General features: G+C 64.4%; 15 protein-coding genes. 11 read left to right on the top strand and 4 right to left on the bottom strand.

Features of this window, described 5'->3' with window-relative positions; all coding sequences use genetic code 11:
* Positions 1-320: 320 nt before the first annotated feature.
* The 10 genes from sdhC (at position 321) to LMTR3_RS09390 (ending at position 12300) form a co-directional block, all read left to right on the top strand.
* Positions 321-719 (top strand): succinate dehydrogenase, cytochrome b556 subunit, encoded by a 399-nt coding sequence (gene sdhC / locus LMTR3_RS09350; RefSeq protein ID WP_028348440.1) that lies wholly within the window; start codon positions 321-323, stop codon positions 717-719.
* A gap of 14 nt (positions 720-733) precedes the next feature.
* Complete coding sequence (gene sdhD / locus LMTR3_RS09355) at positions 734-1108, top strand: succinate dehydrogenase, hydrophobic membrane anchor protein (RefSeq protein ID WP_065744792.1); 375 nt, start codon at positions 734-736, stop codon at positions 1106-1108.
* A 3-nt stretch (positions 1109-1111) separates the two neighbouring features.
* On the top strand, positions 1112-2953 hold the full coding sequence (gene sdhA / locus LMTR3_RS09360) for a succinate dehydrogenase flavoprotein subunit (RefSeq protein WP_065744793.1): 1842 nt from the start codon (positions 1112-1114) through the stop codon (positions 2951-2953).
* Between the two features lie 105 nt (positions 2954-3058).
* Positions 3059-3844: a succinate dehydrogenase iron-sulfur subunit gene (locus tag LMTR3_RS09365; RefSeq protein ID WP_065744794.1), complete on the top strand. Its 786-nt coding sequence runs from the start codon at positions 3059-3061 to the stop codon at positions 3842-3844.
* A 153-nt stretch (positions 3845-3997) separates the two neighbouring features.
* Positions 3998-6151 (top strand): hybrid sensor histidine kinase/response regulator family protein, encoded by a 2154-nt coding sequence (locus LMTR3_RS09370; RefSeq protein ID WP_065744795.1) that lies wholly within the window; start codon positions 3998-4000, stop codon positions 6149-6151.
* Between the two features lie 117 nt (positions 6152-6268).
* Positions 6269-8263 carry an ABC transporter ATP-binding protein/permease gene (locus LMTR3_RS09375; protein WP_065744796.1) on the top strand — a complete coding sequence of 665 codons (1995 nt, stop codon included), beginning with the start codon at positions 6269-6271 and terminating at the stop codon, positions 8261-8263.
* A 200-nt stretch (positions 8264-8463) separates the two neighbouring features.
* Positions 8464-9291: an FkbM family methyltransferase gene (locus tag LMTR3_RS09380; RefSeq protein ID WP_065744814.1), complete on the top strand. Its 828-nt coding sequence runs from the start codon at positions 8464-8466 to the stop codon at positions 9289-9291.
* A gap of 42 nt (positions 9292-9333) precedes the next feature.
* Positions 9334-9720, top strand: a complete 387-nt coding sequence (locus tag LMTR3_RS09385; protein ID WP_065744797.1) for a VOC family protein — start codon at positions 9334-9336, stop codon at positions 9718-9720.
* Positions 9721-9803: 83 nt separating this feature from the next.
* Positions 9804-10034 (top strand): hypothetical protein, encoded by a 231-nt coding sequence (locus LMTR3_RS36145; RefSeq protein WP_082637337.1) that lies wholly within the window; start codon positions 9804-9806, stop codon positions 10032-10034.
* Positions 10035-10248: 214 nt separating this feature from the next.
* A complete protein-coding gene (locus tag LMTR3_RS09390) occupies positions 10249-12300 on the top strand; it encodes an OmpA family protein (RefSeq protein WP_065744798.1) in 2052 nt (683 codons plus the stop codon).
* A gap of 60 nt (positions 12301-12360) precedes the next feature.
* Here LMTR3_RS09390 and LMTR3_RS09395 read toward each other — a convergent pair whose 3' ends face one another.
* Positions 12361-13317 (bottom strand): homocysteine S-methyltransferase family protein, encoded by a 957-nt coding sequence (locus LMTR3_RS09395; protein WP_065744799.1) that lies wholly within the window; start codon positions 13315-13317, stop codon positions 12361-12363.
* 260 nt (positions 13318-13577) lie between these two features.
* Between LMTR3_RS09395 and LMTR3_RS09400 the strand changes: the two genes are divergently transcribed.
* Positions 13578-14213: a TetR/AcrR family transcriptional regulator gene (locus LMTR3_RS09400; RefSeq protein WP_065744800.1), complete on the top strand. Its 636-nt coding sequence runs from the start codon at positions 13578-13580 to the stop codon at positions 14211-14213.
* Positions 14214-14340: 127 nt separating this feature from the next.
* Here LMTR3_RS09400 and LMTR3_RS09405 read toward each other — a convergent pair whose 3' ends face one another.
* From LMTR3_RS09405 to LMTR3_RS09415, 3 genes are all read right to left on the bottom strand, one after another.
* Positions 14341-16098: an alkaline phosphatase gene (locus LMTR3_RS09405; RefSeq protein ID WP_065744801.1), complete on the bottom strand. Its 1758-nt coding sequence runs from the start codon at positions 16096-16098 to the stop codon at positions 14341-14343.
* Between the two features lie 240 nt (positions 16099-16338).
* Positions 16339-17673, bottom strand: coding sequence for an argininosuccinate synthase (argG, locus tag LMTR3_RS09410; RefSeq protein WP_065744802.1), 1335 nt, complete (start codon positions 17671-17673; stop codon positions 16339-16341).
* 113 nt (positions 17674-17786) lie between these two features.
* Positions 17787-18548 carry a phosphatase PAP2 family protein gene (locus LMTR3_RS09415; protein WP_065744803.1) on the bottom strand — a complete coding sequence of 254 codons (762 nt, stop codon included), beginning with the start codon at positions 18546-18548 and terminating at the stop codon, positions 17787-17789.
* Positions 18549-18852: the final 304 nt, after the last annotated feature.

Here is an 18852-nt window from a genome sequence, read left to right on the forward strand (position 1 = left end):
GCCGGCATCGCGCGCCGTGGCAGGCCGAAGCCGATCCGACCCGCCTGCCACCCGACGCGGCTACTCGCCGATTACGAACCGGAGCCGCCTCGCTGCGCGCTTCAATGAACAGAATATTAATTCAATTCTTCGGCCAGGTCAGCCTCTGTGGTATACCAAGCCGCTGAATGGTGCGCGTTTCGTAGCCCTATAGCAATGAACGATGATTCCATTCGAGGCGATTTGATCGTTGCGCGGACTGACTCGACTCCGTAAATAGAATTCATCTACCGCGTTCCCCGATGGGCCGGCCGCGGTCCCACACAACGTAAAGCCGCCGCATGACCGCCAGGATCGAACGACCGCTATCGCCCCACTTGCAGACCTATCGCATGACCCTGACGATGGCGCTTTCCGTCATCCACCGTGCGACTGGTATTGCGCTCTATTTCGGCACGCTACTGCTCGCCTGGTGGCTGATTGCAGCGGCGTCTGGCCCCGGGGCATATGCCCATGTGCAGGCCTTCACCGGCAGCATCATCGGCAAGCTGATCGTGTTCGGCTACACTTGGGCGCTGCTGCACCATCTGGTCAGCGGTATCCGCTACTTCTTCTGGGACCTCGGCTACGGCTTCAAGGCCAACGAGCGCGAGGCCCTCACCTGGGGCGCGCTGATCGCGGGCATTTCGCTGACCGTCCTGGTCTGGATCATCGCCTACACGGTCGGAGGCGGACGATGAGCCGCCCCTCCTCGATGCGCACGCCGCTCGGCCGCGTCCGCAATCTCGGTTCCTCGCATTCCGGCACCACCGATTTCTGGCGCCAGCGCCTCACGGCGGTGGCAATGACGCTGCTGATTGTGCCCGTCATCGTGATCGTGCTGATGCTGATCGGCCGCAATCAGGCCGGCGCAGCCCAAATCCTCGGCTCGCTTCCGATCGCCATCATCCTGGTCCTCTTCATCATCGCCAGCGCCTGGCACATGAAGATCGGCATGCAGATCATAATCGAGGACTATGTGCACAACGAGACCCTGAAGCTCGCCAGCGTCATGGCCAATAATTTCTTCTGTATCGCGGTCGCCTTGGCGTCGATCTACGCGATCGTTAAATTGTCATCGGGAGTGTAGCCCATGGCTGCTGAAGGTAACGGCAAGGCCACGAGCGCCAGTGGCCCGGCCAGCAACGGAAAAGCCTATCCGATCGAGGACCACACCTACGACGTCGTGGTCGTCGGCGCCGGCGGCGCCGGCCTGCGCGCCGTGGTCGGCTGCAGCGAGGCTGGCCTGCGTACCGCCTGTATTACAAAAGTGTTCCCGACGCGCTCGCATACGGTCGCGGCCCAAGGCGGCATTTCGGCTTCGCTCGGCAACATGCATCAGGACGACTGGCGCTGGCACATGTACGACACCGTCAAGGGGTCGGACTGGCTCGGCGACCAGGACGCGATCGAATACATGGTGCGCAACGCGCCGGAAGCCGTCTACGAGCTGGAGCATTGGGGCGTGCCGTTCTCGCGCACCGAGGACGGCAAGATCTACCAGCGTCCGTTCGGCGGCATGACCATGGACTACGGCAAGGGCCAGGCGCAGCGCACCTGCGCCGCCGCCGACCGCACCGGTCACGCCATGCTGCACACGATGTATGGCCAGGCGCTGCGCCATTCGGCCGAGTTCTATATCGAGTTCTTCGCCATCGACCTGATCATGGACGACCAGGGCGTCTGCCGCGGCGTCATCGCGCTCAAGCTCGACGACGGCACGTTGCACCGCTTCCGTGCCCAGACCACGATTCTCGCCACCGGTGGCTACGGTCGCGCCTACGCCTCCTGCACCTCGGCGCATACCTGCACCGGCGACGGCGGCGGCATGGTGCTGCGCGCCGGCCTGCCGTTGCAGGACATGGAGTTCGTCCAGTTCCACCCGACCGGGATTTACGGCGCCGGCTGTCTCGTCACCGAGGGCGCGCGCGGCGAAGGCGGCTATCTCGTCAATTCCGAGGGCGAGCGCTTCATGGAGCGCTATGCGCCCTCCGCCAAGGACCTCGCTTCGCGCGACGTGGTCTCACGCTCGATGACCATCGAGATCCGCGAAGGCCGCGGCGTCGGCAAGAAGAAAGACCACATCTACCTGCACCTCGATCATCTCGATCCGAAGGTGCTGCAGGAACGGCTGCCCGGCATTTCCGAATCGGCGAAGATCTTCGCCAATGTCGACGTCACCCGCGAGCCGATTCCGATCGTGCCGACCGTGCACTACAACATGGGCGGCATTCCCACCAATTATCACGCCGAAGTCCTGACCAAGAAGGACGGCGACGACAATGCCGTAGTGCCGGGCTTGATGGCGATCGGCGAAGCGGCCTGCGTGTCCGTGCATGGCGCCAACCGGCTCGGCTCCAACTCGCTGATCGACCTCGTCGTGTTCGGCCGCGCCGCCGCGCTGCGGCTCGCGGAAAAGCTGACCCCGAACGGCAAGCAGCCCGAATTGCCGAAGGATTCCGCCGACATGGCACTCGGACGGCTCGATCATTACCGCCATGCCTCCGGCGGCACGCCGACCGCGAAGCTGCGGGACAGCATGCAGCACGTGATGCAGAACAATTGCGCGGTGTTCCGCACTGGCGAAATCCTTCACGAAGGCCAGAACCTGATCCACAAGGTGCATGGCGGCATCGGCGACATCGCAACCACCGACCGCTCGCTGGTGTGGAATTCCGACCTGATCGAGACGCTCGAATTCGATAATCTGATCGTGCAGGCGGTAGTCACCATGGATTCGGCGGCGAACCGCACCGAAAGCCGCGGCGCCCATGCGCGCGAGGACTTTGCCGAGCGCGACGACAAGAACTGGATGAAGCATACGCTGGCCTGGATCGATCCGAACGGCAAGACCGTGATCGATTACCGCCCGGTGCACGACTACACGATGACGAACGACGTCCAGTACATTCCGCCGAAGGCGCGGGTGTATTGATGACCAACACCGTCATTCCGGGGCGATGCGAAGCATCGAACCCGGAATCTCGAGATTCCGGGTCTGGTCCTTCGGACCATCCCGGAATGACGAAAGGTTAGAATAATGGCTGAATTCACGCTTCCGAAAAATTCGAAGATCACCGGCGGCAAGGCCTGGCCGAAGCCGGCAGGCGCGACCGAGACGCGCGAGTTCCGGATCTATCGCTGGAATCCGGACGACGGCAAGAACCCGAGCGTCGACACCTATCATGTCGACATCAACGATTGCGGGCCGATGGTGCTCGACGGCCTGATCTGGATCAAGAACAACATCGACCCGACGCTGACCTTCCGCCGCTCCTGCCGCGAAGGCGTCTGCGGCTCCTGTGCCATGAACATCGACGGCCAGAACACGCTGGCTTGCACCAAGTCGATGCACGACGTGGCCGCAGGTGGCGCGGTGAAAGTCAATCCGCTGCCGCATCAGCCGGTCGTGAAGGACCTGGTGCCCGACCTCACGAACTTCTACGCGCAATATGCCTCGATCGAGCCGTGGCTGCAGACCACGACGCCGACGCCGCAGAAGGAATGGAAGCAAAGCCACGAGGACCGTGAAAAGCTCGACGGCCTTTACGAGTGCATCCTGTGCGCCTGCTGCTCGACTTCCTGCCCGAGCTACTGGTGGAACAGCGAACGCTTCCTCGGGCCCGCCGCGCTGCTGCAGGCGACGCGCTGGGTGAAGGATTCCCGCGATGAGGCCACCGGCGAACGACTCGACAACCTCGAAGACCCGTTCCGGCTGTACCGCTGCCACACCATCATGAACTGCGCCAAGGCCTGCCCGAAGGGCCTGAACCCCTCGGAAGCCATCGCCGAGCTCAAGCTGAAGATGGTCGAGCGCCAGATCTAGGCGCGCTCCTGTAGATGGGGTAACGGGCCGGCCACATTTGAATCGATTGTTATCGATCCTGGGGCCGGCCGCCACACGCGCAAGTTCCCTTCACCGCTCCGCTTTATTCCTCGCACGACTTTGCGTTAAGCTCGGCGCGGAGCCGGAGCGAGCGTGCAGACCGCACAACCTAATTCGCTGAGACTGCTGCAATGGATGATGGTCGCCTCGTTGGCGCTTCCGTTGGCGCTGTTTGTATTTGCATCCGCCGTCTCCTGGGTCTCGATCCGCGAAACTGCCGACCGTGAAGTCGAGCGCACGCTGGATGTCGCGCACGAGCATGCGCTGAAGGTATTCGAGACCATCGATCGCAGCCTGTCGGAAATCGCCGAGATCATCCGCGACCTTCCCGACGCTGACATCGTTGCCCGCGAACAAGCGCTGCATTTGCGGCTGAAGCAGTTGGTCGCTTCGCTGCCGCAGGTGAAGTCGGTCTGGATCTTCGATGCCAAGGGCCGCGCGCTCGTCAACAGCCTCGTCGTCCCGGCGCCCGAGATCGACTTCTCCGACCGGGACTATTTTAGGACTCACGTCGCCGGGGATATCGGAACCCATATTGGCGAGGCGCTCACGCCGCGGCCGCCCTATCAGGGCGCCGCGTTCTTCGGCGTCAGCAGACGGCGCCCGAGCGAGGACGGCGGCTTCGCAGGTGTGATCCAGACCTCGGTGCTGCCGGAATATTTCGAAAGTTACTACGCCCGCATCGGCCGCGAGCCCGGCAGTTTCTTCGCGGTCGGTCGCGCGGACGGCACCGTGCTGGCTCGTTTTCCCGCCGCAGGCCGCGACGTCCGGCTCGACCGCAACGGCCCGATCGGAAAACTGATCGCGGCCGATCCCAAGGCCGATACCGAGGCCGGCCTCGTCACCGTGACCTCGTCGACCGACGGCATCGAACGGCGCCTCGCATACCAGCGGCTCGCCCAATACCCGATCTATGTCAGCGCCGGCCTCGAAACGTCGGCGATCCGGGCGCGCTGGTTGTCCACCGTGAGCCAGCACCTGATTTTCGGCGCGCCCGCCACCGCGCTGCTATTTGCCCTGCTGGGGCTGGCCTTGCGCCGGACGCGCCACCTTTACGTCGAGGCCGAGAAGCGCCGGGTGGCCGAGGAAGCGCTGAAGCACGGCCAGCGGCTGGAGGCACTGGGCCAGTTGACCGGCGGCGTTGCGCACGACTTCAATAATCTGCTGACGGTGATCCTCGCTTCCGTGGACTTGTTGCGGCGGCCCGACCTGCCGGAACAGCGGCGGCTGCGTTATATCGATGCGATCTCGGATACGGTGACCCGCGCCGCCAAGCTGACCGGGCAATTGCTGGCCTTTGCGCGGCGGCAGACGTTGAAGCCGGAGGTGTTCGACGTCGGGCGGACCGTGCAGATGCTGAGTGAAATGATCGGCACCCTGATCGGTTCGCGCATCGAAATTGTCATCCTTGGGCCGGAAGAACCGTGCTTCGTCAACGCCGACGCCGGCCAGTTCGAAACCGCCATCATCAACATGGCCGTGAACGCGCGGGACGCTATGGAAGGCCGCGGACGGCTGACGATTGCGGTCGGAATGGCAGCCAGCCTGCCCAACGCCGCCCCGCAGCCGCAACATCCATATGGTTATGTGGCCGTATCCGTCGCCGATACCGGCAGCGGTATTCCGCCGGACCAGTTCGAACGCATTTTCGAACCCTTCTTCACGACCAAGCAGGCCGGCCATGGCACCGGACTCGGCCTGTCGCAGGTATTCGGCTTCGCCAAGCAGTCCGGCGGCGAAGTGGCTGTGGCCAGCGAAGTGGGCAAGGGCAGCATTTTCACGCTGTATCTGCCGCGCACCGCCGGCGGAGGCAAATCGCGACAGATGCCGGCAGCAGATGCCGCGGCGATCGACGGAAGCGGGATGTCGGTGCTCGTGGTCGAAGACAATGCCGAGGTCGGACGCTTCGCCACCGATGCGCTGGCCGAACTCGGCTACGCCACCAGACTCGTCGGCAGTGCCGTGCACGCGCTCGAAGAACTGACAACCGGCGCCGAGCATTTCGATGCGGTGTTCACCGACGTCGTGATGCCCGGCATGACCGGCATTGAACTCGCCCAGGAAGTCCGCCGCCGCCATCCCGACCTGCCGGTGGTGCTGACCAGCGGCTACAGCCACGTGCTGTCGGAGCACGGCGCTTACGGTTTCGAGCTGCTGCAAAAGCCTTACTCGATCGAGCAGCTCTCCCGTGTGCTGCACCGGATTGGCCGGCGGAAGGTAGAGCGCAGCGCGGAAACGCGGGCGTGATCCAGGCGCCGTAAGCGCGGATGATCGGCTTCGGCATTTCCACGTCATTGCAATGACGGCGGAGGGATACTCGGACAGCCCGCGGGAACCATCTGATTTCGCTTGCGTTATCGCGGCATGGCCAGATCCGATGTGAAGTCCAAGCCATCTGCCAGGAAATCCTCAGCCAAGAAATCCCCTGAGAAAGAAGAAGATTCGGAGTTCGTGGACGTCACGGCGGAAGGCGGCGAGCGTGTCGAACCGCCACCGCCGGAGGTCGTCGAGCCCGATCCGGAAATGTCTCCGGAGGAGGCCGGGCAAGCCCGCAAGAATTATCTGCTGACGCGGTTCTGGATCAGCGCGCGCGGCTATTGGGGCAGAGGCGGCGACCGGCTGGCGTGGCTGTTTTCGATCGGGCTGCTGTTTCTGATCGTCGCCAATGTCGGATTTCAATACGGCATCAATGTCTGGAATCGCGCAATCTTCGACGCCATCGAAAGGCGGGACGCCGCAACCGTCTATTTTCTCACCGCGGTGTTCTTTCCGCTGGCCATCGGCAGCGCGTTGCTCGGCGTGGCCCAGGTGTTCGCCCGCATGGGCATTCAACGACGCTGGCGCGCGTGGCTGACGAATGCGGTGATCTCGCGCTGGCTGGCCAATGGCCGCTACTATCAACTCAACCTCGTCGGCGGCGATCATCAGAATCCCGAATACCGCATCGCCGAGGATTTGCGGATCGCAACCGACTCGCCGGTGGATTTCGTCGCCGGCGTCACATCGGCATTTCTGTCGGCCACCACCTTCATCGTCGTGCTCTGGACCATCGGCGGCGCGCTCACGATCACGCTGGCCGGCTCGACGGTCACCATCCCCGGCTTCCTCGTGATCGCCGCGATCGTCTACGCTGCGATCGCTTCGGGCTCGATCACGGCGATCGGGCGAAGCTTCGTGCAGGTGTCCGAAAACAAGAACCAGGCCGAAGCCGAATACCGCTACGTCCTGACCCGCGTGCGCGAGAACGGCGAGAGCATCGCGCTGCTCGGCGGCGAAGAGGAAGAGCGCGACGGCATCAACAAGACCTTTTCAAAAGTGCTGCAGCAATGGGCGCGGCTCGCTGGCCAGCATATGCGCACCACGCTGGTGTCGCAGGGATCGGGCCTCATCGCTCCGGTGGTTCCGATATTGTTGTGCGCGCCAAAATTTCTCGAGGGCAGCATGACGCTGGGCCAGGTGATGCAGGCGGCGTCCGCCTTCACCATCGTGCAGACCGCGTTCGGCTGGCTGGTCGACAATTATCCCCGGCTGGCCGACTGGAACGCCGGCGCGCGCCGCATCGCTTCGCTGATGATGTCGCTCGACGGCCTGGAGCGCGCCGAACAGGGCGACGGCATCGGCCGCATCCAGCGTGGGGAGACGGAAGGCGGCGCCGTGCTGAGCCTCAACGATCTCTCGGTGACGCTGGACGACGGCACCGCCGTCGTCGGCGAGACCGAAGTCGTGATCGAACCCGGCGAGCGATTACTGGTGGCCGGCGAGTCCGGCACCGGCAAGAGCACGCTGGTCCGCGCGCTCGCCGGGCTGTGGCCCTGGGGCGGCGGCAGCGTCAATTTCCATCCCGACCGCCGGCTCTTCATGCTGCCGCAAAAACCCTACATCCCCTCCGGCACGCTGCGGCGCGCGATCGCCTATCCCGGCGCGGCCGACGACTGGCTCGCCGAGCAGATCCACGACGCCCTGCACAAGGTCGGCCTCGACCATCTCAGGGAGAAGATCGAGGAAGAGGGACCATGGGACCAGACGCTGTCCGGCGGCGAGAAGCAGCGGCTCGCCTTCGCGCGGCTGTTGCTGCACAACCCCGACATCGTGGTGCTGGACGAGGCGACGTCGGCGCTCGACGAAGGAAGCCAGGACAAGATGATGGAGCTCGTCATCAAGGAATTGCCGAACGCCACCATCGTCAGCGTCGCCCATCGCGCCGAGTTGGAGGCGTTCCATAGCCGCAAGATCGTGCTGGAGCGACGCAAGGGCGGCGCCAAGTTGGTCAGTGACGTCGACCTGATTCCGCGCAAGGACAAACGCCGCCTGCTCGGCCGCTTCCTGCGCCATCGGAAAGCTGCGAAGAAGGCGGCGTGAGACGACAAAGATCCCCGTCGTCCCTGCGAACGCAGGGACCCATAACCACCGGCCTTGATTATGCGGAGAGTATCAACTCCGACCGCTCCAAATCGAGAAGCCGCGGCGTATGGGCTCGTGCTTTTGCAGGGGCGACGGTGTCGTTGGAGTTGGCCGCAAAACCGGCTATGCATGCGCCGCTTCTACCTGAGGACCACCGCTTGACGCCCGACAACGATCCGTCACCCGCGCCGTTCGGCGCGTTCGCCCCGAATGCCGCGCAGGCCGCCATTATCTCGCTGGCCCACCGCTCGCGGCTTAAACGCGGTGCGTTCCGGCCTATGCTGTCGCGGCTGGTGAACCTGTTGCGGACAGGGCCCGTCGACGTGCAATACCAAGGCGCTTCGTTCCGCTTCTATCATCAGGCCAGCGCCACCGAGCGCGGCGCGCTGTTCAATCCCGACTACAATCTCGAAGAACTGAGTTTTCTCCGCGCACATGTGCCCGCGGGCGGCGTATTCGTCGACGTCGGCGCCAATGTCGGCACCTATGCGCTTGCGCTGGCGCGTCATGTCGGCGCCGGCGGCAAGGTGATCGCAATCGAGCCGCACCCGGTCACCCATGCGCGGCTTGCCTTCAACAACGCCGCCTCCGGCTACAGCCAGGTGCGGCTGGTCGCGGCCGCCGCCGGTCCCGCCGATGGCGAGTTGATGATCGAGACCGATGGCGACAATCTCGGCGCCAGCCACATCGTATCAAGCGGGGCCTCCGGCAAGGCGATCAAGGTGCCGTCGCTGCGGCTGCAACGCATCCTGCAGGAGGCGGGTGTCTCGCATGTCGACGCGCTCAAGATCGACGTCGAAGGATTTGAGGATCGCGTGCTGACCGGCTTCTTCGCCGAGACGCCGCAAACGCTGTGGCCGCGCGCGATCGTAATCGAGCATCTGTCGAGAGATGAATGGCTGAAAGACTGCATCGCCGACATGCGCTCGCGCGGTTATGCCGAGACCGACAAGACGCGCAGCAACACGCTGCTGGTACGGGGCTGAATTTCCGTTGCGAACCCATCTCTCAAACCGCAGGAGAGCTTGATGATCGACCACATCGGATTTCCGGTTTCGGATTATGAACGTTCCAAAGCCTTCTATCTGAAAGCCCTGGCGCCGCTCGACTACACCCTCGTGATGGAAGTCACGCAGGAGCAACACAGCCACGAACCCGCCGCAGGTTTCGGCGCCAACGGAAAGCCCGATTTCTGGATCGGCGGCGAGGGCGGAATGGACAAGCCGCTGCATGTCGCGATCGTGGCGAAGGACCGCGCCACGGTTGACGCCTTCTACAAGGCGGCGATGGCCGCGGGCGGGCGCGATAACGGTCCGCCCGGGATCCGCGCGATCTATCATCCGAACTATTACGGCGCGTTCGTGCTCGATCCGGACGGTCACAACATCGAGGCTGTCTGCCACGCACCCGAGTAACCAGGTTCCATTATTGGATCACGCGGGAACTTGGCGCCGCCGTCGCCGTTGTCGATCCCGGAACTTGTAGTTCGGGAGATGTGATGCCGATTGAACCGCCGGAGGTACCGCCGGCGACACCGGGACAACCGACGGAGCCGCCGCGCGAGGAGCCGCCGGGCCGTCCTCGTCCGGAGGTGCCGCCACCGGTGCATGAACCGGGCCGGCCACCCCAGCCGCGGGAATTGCCGGGCGAGATGCCGGACGAGCTACCGGTGCGTGGGCCGAATGGCCCGCGAACGCCTAACCCCGCCACCGATCCTGAGACAGAATGAAACAAACTTTGAAGGCGCCATCTGAACACGCAATGAACGAGGGGCAATGCAACCCTTTGCTTTCATGAAATAAAAGGCTACGGGCGATTTGTAAGCCGCCACAATCCGGCCTAATGATTAGCTGCTGATCGACCAACTGATACCTCAATACGGCACTTCCGTTACTGCCAGGCCTTTTCTACTGCCAGGCCTTTTCCGGGGACCAAAGGACATCATGACAAACCTTCGCATCGTGCTGCTTGCCACAACTGCCCTGTCGGTAACGCAGCTAGCGAGCTCCGCATCGCATGCGCAGACCGCTTCGCTTGTCGTGGCGCAAGCCAAGGAAGAGGATGGCAAAGGCAAGGGACAGCAGCCGCCGCCGAAGGGCGCGCCGCCGCCGGCCGCTGCCCCCACTCGACCGGCACCTACTCCGCCGCCGCCCGCTGCGGCGCCGCCTCCACGTCCGACGCCTGCCCCACCACCGCCGGCGGCTGCCCCACCGCCACGCCAGGCACCGCCGCCCCCGCCACCGGCGGCTGCACCGCCGCCACGCCCAACGCCGCCGCCTCCTCCTCCGGCTGCCGCGCCGCCGCGTCCAACACCGCCTCCGCCGCCGCCTCCTGCGGCCGCACCCGCACGTCCGACTCCGACACCGCCACCTCCCGCGGCGGCGCCCGCGCGTCCGACCCCTCCGACGCCTCCGCCACCAGCGGCAGCTCCCACTGCGCCGAAGCAGCCGGCGGCACCGACGCCGACGCCCACGCCGCCTTCCGCTCAGAAGGGGACGCCGTCTCCCGTGCCGCCACCCCCGGCAGCCGGCACGAGACCTTCGCCGACACCGGCTCCAGCCGCGTCGCCGACACCGGCTCCAACGCCTGGCACGGTCGCACCGCCGGCGCGTCCCGGCGCGCCGCCCACGACACCACCAGCCGCGGGAACTCCGACGGCACCACCGGCTGCCGGCGCTCCGGCAACCACGCCTACGACACCGCAGGGACGCCCCGGCACACCGCCTCCGGCCGCGGGTGCGCCAACGCCGGCACCAACGCCACCGACGGCCCGCCCTGGCGCGCCGGCCCCCGGCGCCCCCGCTGGAACGGCGCCTACACCCGCGCCGACGGCGCCGCCCGCCGCTGGCACTCCGGCCGCGCCGGGCACCACGACCGCTCCCGCGGCGCCAACCGCCGTGCCCGGTGCTCCGGCCGCCACGCCGCCGGCCGGCCGGGTCCAGAACGCGCCACCAACGGTCGCGCCGGCCTTCCAGCGTGCGCCTCAGGTCACGGCACCACTGCCGGCGCCTCCTCCGACCCAAGAGGGGCTCAGGGTGATCGCCCCCGGCACTCGGGCTACAGGGCCGCAGCGCCTCGACGACTTCCGCGGCCAGCGTCGCGAAGTTCAGGAAGGCGGCCGCACGGTCATCACCGAACCCGGCCGGATCATCGTTCGCGATCCCGGCGGACAGGCCTATGTCCGTCACAACGAGGTCGAGCGCTTCCGCTACGGCGCACGCGACATCCAGACCCAGACTGTCGGCGGCGAGACCCGTACTGTCGTCATCAGACCCGATGGCAGCCAGGTCATCACCGTGATGGGCCGCGACGGCCAGTTGCTGCGCCGTATCCGCCGTGACGATCGAGGCCGCGAGATCATCATCATCGACAACAGCTACCGCGATCCGCGGGCGACCGGCGGCTTCTTCGTCGCGCTGCCGCCGCCGACGATACGGATCCCCTACAACCGCTACATCGTCGACGCGCAGGAAGCGGAGCCGGAGGTGATCTACGACACCTTGATGGCGCCGCCGGTGGAACGGATCGAACGGCGTTATTCGCTGGACGAAATCCGTTACAGCCCGACCGTGCGCCAGCGCATGCCGAGCATCGACGTCAACACCATCAACTTCGAAACCGGATCGTGGGAAATCCCGCCCGATCAGGCGGCGAAGCTGCAGGTGATCGCCGACGGCCTCAACCGCGCAATGCAGCAAAACCCGCGCGCGGTATTCCTGATCGAGGGCCACACCGACGCGGTCGGCAACGACGTCGACAATCTGTCGCTGTCGGATCGGCGCGCCGAATCGGCGGCCACCTTGCTGACGCAGCAGTTCAACGTGCCTGCGGAAAACCTGACCTCGCAGGGCTATGGCGAGCAGTACCTGAAGGAGCAGATCGACGGGCCGAGCCCGATCAACCGGCGCGTCACCATCCGCAACATCACGCCGCTGCTCACTGGCGGTCAGGCGTCGCTGCCGCCGCCCCCGCCCGGCACCGCGCCGCCGCGCTGAGCTGAGCTGGCAATCGATCAACACGAAAATGGCCGGGAACATCCCGGCCATTTTTTTGAATCAAGCGCTGAGGGCCCGCGGTGGCGCGCAGGCCTCGCAAATGGCGGCGGCGTGCCGGTGATCGGTGCCGCAGCAGCCGCCAAGAATGCGCATCGTCGGAAACGCGCTCCTGAGTGCAACATAGCGCCGCCCGAGGTCAGCCGGATCTCCCGAATCCAGAGTGACTGACTCGTCGAGCTCGGCGTGGCTCTTTGTCGAGGCGTTGGCCCTGATGCCATGAATGCGTGCCGTCCAGGCTTCGCCCGCCTTCAACGCGTCTTCGAAATGCGTTGGGTGCGCACAGTTGATCAGGAAGTATTCGACCGAACCTGCGGTCTCGCGATCCACGGTCTCGATCGCCTCACGCAACATTTCGCCTTTCACCAGGCGGCCGTTGGTTTCCACGGTGAACGAGATGGCCACCGGAATCCCTTGCGACCGTGCTGCGCGCGCGATGCCGATCGCTTCATTGATGCTGGTAAGGGTATAGGCCGTGACCATGTCAGCACCGCCCTCGACGAAGGCCGCAATCTGCGCCCGATGATAGGCCTCGGCTTCGTCGGCCTGCATGTTGCCTGCCTTGTAGCCGTCGCCGCGCGGGCCGATCGCGCCGCTGATGACGCAGGGTGCGGCTGGCCGCTCCCAGCCGGTGCGCAGCTCCTCGAGGAATGCAATCGAACGGACATTGATCCCAGCGAGCGCGGACGCGTCATAGCCGAGCTTGGTGCCCCAATCCGGATTGGCACGCCATGTCGGGCTGTCGAGCACGAAGCCCGTGCCATGGTCGCGCGCAACCGCGAGATAGGCGGCATAATACTGCTTCAGCTTCTCCCGCCCTTCGGCGCTATCCAGCAGCACAAAGGCAGCGAAGTGCGGCAGTTCCACGCCTTCGTGGAAGATCAGCGTGGTTTCCATGCCGCCATCGGTGAGGAAAACGCCACCGCGGCGCTGCGGCAGGGCGTGTCGGTATTTTGCCATTTCAACATCTCCACGAATTAGAGCGTTTTCCAGCGAAGTGGACACCGGTTCGCGTCAAGAAAACGCGTCAAAACAAAAAGAGGACCTCGATACGTCTCTCGCGCATCGGCCAGGTCCGCCGATGTTGGTGCCTCATAGTGTCGCGGCGGCCTAGGCGGCTCGTGGTGCGGATGAACCTTGAGGTGCAAAATGATACGAAATCAAATGGTTGCCGGCAGGGCGCAAAGCTCCCGCGCTGCTGGCCGTGGAGAAACCGTACCATGAGTACAGTTTTGGAGACCCCGAAGGGCAAGGGCGAAGCCACCCGCGAGCGCATTCTCGAGATCGCGGAGGCGGCCGTGCTCGCCAAGGGATTCGGCGCGACCTCGATCGAGGAAGTGATCGCCGAGGCCGGCCTCACCAAGAGCGGCTTCTTCTACCACTTCAGGGACAAGAACGCGCTCGCCCGCGAAATGGTCCGGCGATATGTCGCAACCAACGATCGCCTGTTCGACGAAATTTTCGGGCGCGGCCAACAGCTATCGGACGATCCGCTGCAGGCGTTCCTGATTTCACTGAAGCTGCTTGCGGAAACGATGGCCGATCTGCCGAACGGACATCCCGGCTGCCTGATCGCCAGCATCTGCTATCAGGAACGGCTGTTCGACCGTGAGATACGCGATCTCACCGCGCAATCCGTGCGGGACTGGAACGCGCGCTTCCGCACGATCCTCGACGGCATCGCGGCGGTCTATCCTCCGAGAGAGCCGGTCGACCTCGACGATGTCGCCGACATGCTGTCCTGCATCGTCGACGGCGCCATCATCATGTCGAAGACGCTGAACGATCCCGGCCGCCTCGAACGGCAGATCATGTTGTTTCGCAGTCTTGTGAAGCTGATGTTCGCGCCTAACTAAGCCGTCGCCCCGGCGAACGCCGGGGCCCATAATCACAGATGGCGGTTGTTGAGAGAAAGCCATCGACCAGTGGTTCACAACATCCGCCGCGGAGTATGGGTCCCGGCTTTCGCCGGAACGACAGTGACTAGCGTCCCGCGGCCGCGAGGCCGAGCGCGTCCGCCATGATGCGGAATACGTCGGTGTTGTCCATCGAGCCTCGCACCCGTTCGCTGCCCGGTCCAGTCCCCGTCAGGATGACATCCTCTCCCGAATGCACGCTGGCGCCCATCATCGCCGGCAGGTTGCCGGGACGCAGTACCGCCCCCGGGACGTCCTTGTACTTCTCGTTGATCCTGAACGTACCCGGCGCATTTCCCTTGACGCTCGGCTCGTTCGGATTGTCGAGCTTGGGGCGGAAGGTTTCGTAGTGATCCGGGAGGCTCGCAGAGAAGAGCGCTAGCCGCCGGCTGACGTCCACGCGCGACGGATAGCCATCGGCATCGGGAGCCGGATAGTTAGGAAATCCGGCTTTGTCGTAGGTACCCACGCGTTCGCGCAGTGGCACGTTGGGCGTCGTGCTCATGTCGTCATTGATGGTGCCGACAAGACTGTTGGGATGGTTATGGTCGGCGAGCACGAGGATCAGGGTGTCGTCGCCGCGCGCCAGCGCCCATTTGCGCGCCAGGGCGACCGCGTTGTCGAGCATGATGGTGTCGTAGACCGCGCGCTCCATATCCAGCGCATGCGCGTATTTGTCGATCATGCCGGATTCGACCATCAGGAAGAAGCCGGCATCGTTCTTCGACAGGATGTTCAGCGCGGCTTGCACTTGTCCGGTCAAATCGGGCTGATCGGGAAATTTCTTGACGCCGCCACCCTTGAGAAATTTGCGGTCCAGCGCGCCGTCCATATTTCCCGTCGCGAACAGGCCGAGCAATTTGCGCGTGTCAGATTTGGCGTTCACCGCATCGAGTTCGGTCTTTGTCGTCACGACCGAGTAGCCGTCATCACGGAATCTGGCGACATAATCGACCTCATCCTTGCGCTTGGACCCGGAGGCGGTTTGCGGAAGGAAATTCGCAGCTCCGCCACCCATTAATACGTCGGGCTTTGCCGCATAAAGCTGCTCGACGATCTGGTCATAGGCGGCGCGGCGACGGGTGTGCGCCACCATCGCCGCCGGCGTCGCATCCTCGACTTCGGTATTGGTGACAATGCCGATACCCATGCCGTGCCGCCGCTTCGCCAGGCTCGCAATGGTCTCGACCCTTGGATCATCGAACGGGCTTGCAGTACGGTCCGCATAGACGCCCATGGCATTGACCGCGGCCTTGTGGCCGGTGGCGTAGGCGCTCGCGGCGTTCGCTGAATCGGTGATGATGGAATCAGAGCCTGCGGTCGCCACCAGCGCCATATGCGGCATGTCGTCGATAGCAAGCTTGCCGAGGCTCTTGCCTTCCGCGATGCCCTTGGAAAGCAGACGGGCGGCGACGCGATGCGCGGGTGACAGTCCGTCACCAATGAACAGAATGACGTTCTTCGCCTTGCGCGGGCCGGTATCGTAGACCGTCCACTTCACCGTGCGGCTTCGCGTGCCATCGCTGACTTCGACCGCCACGCTGCCGGGTTTGGACAATGCGACATTGCGCAGGATCAGCGACGACTGGTCCTTGCCGTCCTCGCGCTCGACGAATGTTCCGGGCTGGCCGAAGACAGCGGCATGGTCCTGACCGTTGACCGTCACCTTCAGCTTCGCCGGATCGACCTTGTCGGGAAATTCGACCTTGAAGTCGAACCGCGCGCCGGAAAGGATTTCGGCTCGGTCGATGGGATAGATCGTCTGGGCATCGGCTGCTGATGCCGAAAGAAGGAGGCCGAGGGATACGGTGACGGGCTTGATCATGATCGAGGCTCCGGTCGGACACGCGGAACGGGCAGCGTTCGCGGCTGCCCGGCAGGAATTCAGGCGGACAAAATCTATCTGTCCCGGATGACGTATCCATAACGGAGACCCGGAGCGCCGTAGGGTGGGCAAAGGCGCGCAGCGCCGTGCCCACCTTTCTTGCACCGCCCCAGTTTGGTGGGCACGCTTCGCTCTGCCCACCCCTACGATTCAGCATCGCTTCCGGGAGATGAGAGTTCCTCAGCCCTTGTCGCTTTCGAGCTTGAATATCTCCGAGCCTTCGCTTCCCGCCAGCAACCCTGTGTCCGAATAAAGCTTCAGCTTGGTCCTGGTATCGGCGATGTCGAGGTTGCGCATGGTGAGCTGGCCGATGCGGTCCGCCGGCGAGAACGCTGCGTCCTCGACCTTCTCCATGCTCAGCCGCTCCGGCTGATAGGTCAGGTTGGGGCTCTCGGTGTTCAGGATCGAGTAGTCGTTGCCACGGCGCAGCTCGAGCGTCACTTCCCCGGTGACCGCGCGCGCCACCCAATGGGCGGTCTCGCGCAGCATGAGGGCCTGGGAATCGAACCACCGTCCCTGGTAGAGCAACCGTCCGAGGCGCATGCCGCCGATCCGGTACTGCTCGATGGTGTCTTCGTTGTGGATGCCCGTGACCAGGCGTTCGTAGGCGATGTGCAGCAGCGCCATGCCGGGCGCTTCGTAGATGCCGCGGCTCTTGGCCTCGATGATCCGGTTCTCGATCTGGTCGCTCATGCCGAGGCCATGCCGGCCGCCGATGGCGTTGGCCTCGAGGAACAAGGCGACCGGATCGGTGAATGTCTGGCCGTTCAGCGCGACGGGCTGGCCCTCCTCAAAACGCACGGCGACCTGTTCGGCCCTGACGGCGCAGTCGTCGCGCCAGAACGGCACGCCCATGATCGGGTTGACGATCTTGATGCCGCTGTCGAGACGCTCGAGATCCTTGGCCTCGTGGGTGGCGCCGAGGATGTTGCTGTCGGTCGAGTACGCCTTTTCGGCGCTCATCTTGTAGGCGAATCCATTGGCGGTCATGAATGCCGACATTTCCGCGCGCCCGCCCAGCTCGTCGATGAACTGCTGGTCGAGCCAGGGCTTGTAGATCCGCAAGTTCGGATTGGCCAGCAGGCCGTAGCGATAAAACCGCTCGATATCGTTGCCCTTGTAGGTGGAGCCGTCGCCCCAGATGTTGACGCCGTCCTCTTTCATGGCCGAGACCAGCATGGTGCCGGTCACCGCACGCCCGAGCGGCGTGGTGTTGAAGTATGCGATACCGCCGGTAGAGACGTGGAAGGCGCCGGACTGGATCGCGGCAATCCCTTCGTGGACCAGTTGGGTACGGCAATCCACGAGCCGGGCTTTCTCCCCGCCGAACTCGAGCGCTTTACGCGGAATCTCGTCGTAGTCGGCCTCGTCAGGCTGACCGAGGTTGGCGGTATAGGCAAAAACGCGCGCGCCTTTTTGCTTCATCCAGAGCAGCGCCGCGCTGGTGTCGAGACCGCCCGAGAAAGCGATGCCGACTTTTTCCCCCTTGGGCAGGCTTTTCAGGATCGTACTCATCGAGCTTCCAATCGGTCGAAATGGCGGATGTCGTTTGCGGCTTGAGGGCCGCGAATATCAAATTTCGCAGCCATGGGCACGCGTTTAATGGCGCTTAGCGTCTGAGGAACGGACTACCCCGCCTCGCGCCCGCGCCAGCGCTGCCACAGGCGGTAGCCGGGCCAGCCCCAGCGCGCCAGCGCGGCTTCGATTTGCGCATCGGTGAGCCTCGTCGACGGCCAGCGGTAAATCCAGGCATAGGCCAGCCAGATCACGAAAAAGCTGACGAGGCCGGCGGCTGCGACATCGGTGAAGAAATGCCCGCCGAACGCCATCCGTAGCACGCTGGTCGCGATACCGAACAGGGTCGCCGCCGTATAGGCCAACGGCCGCCACGCCGGCGGCGTCAACGCCGCGGGCGCGTAGGTCCAGAATGCGGTGGCGCCCTCGCCCGAGAAGAACGAGCAATTACGCCCGCAAGCCCCGCGCGGATCCCACCACGGCACGAATTCCCAGGGGCCTTTGAACTCCGTCACCACCACCGGCCTTGGCCGTCCCCAATGGCTCTTGAAGGTCAGATTGGTCAGCACGATCGCGGAGAGCAGGATAGTCACCAGGAGGAATACCGCCGCGCGTCCCGGAACCAGCATCGGCCGATCCGGCCGCAGCAGCTTCGCGACGATGGCGATCAGGGCGGGCAGCGCCAGCGCCCATGCGATCCACATCGCGGCATCGCGCGCGAAAGCGTAAAGCCCGTTCTGTTTGGATGGAAACGAGGCGCTCGCGGGATCGTAGAACAATGCCGCCAGCTTCAGATCGAGTTCGGGAAAGATTCCAAACAGCAGTCCGATGACGAGCGACAAGCCCAACGCGATAACAAGTCCGGTACGGTTCATGGCGCGGGGTTTAGCCGAGGCGATGGGGGATGAAAAGGCACAAGCGCGCTTACCTTCTCCCATTGTGGGAGAAGGTGCCTTCCCGAAGGGAAGGCGGATGAGGGGTCTCTATCCGCGGAGACAACCCCTCGCCCGTCTCGCCGCCGCTTCGCGGCGTCGATCCACCCTCTCCCACAAGGCTACGGGATTCCCGGATTTTCGTGTTGGGTGGCAAGGGCATATCCCTCGAGTGTGGCGGCGAGCCGATTCCATCCGTCGCGCATGGTCTTTGGGCCCGGCGGCTTGTAGTAGCAATTCCAGCCGC

Source organism: Bradyrhizobium sp. LMTR 3 (assembly GCF_001693485.1).
GTDB lineage: Bacteria > Pseudomonadota > Alphaproteobacteria > Rhizobiales > Xanthobacteraceae > Bradyrhizobium.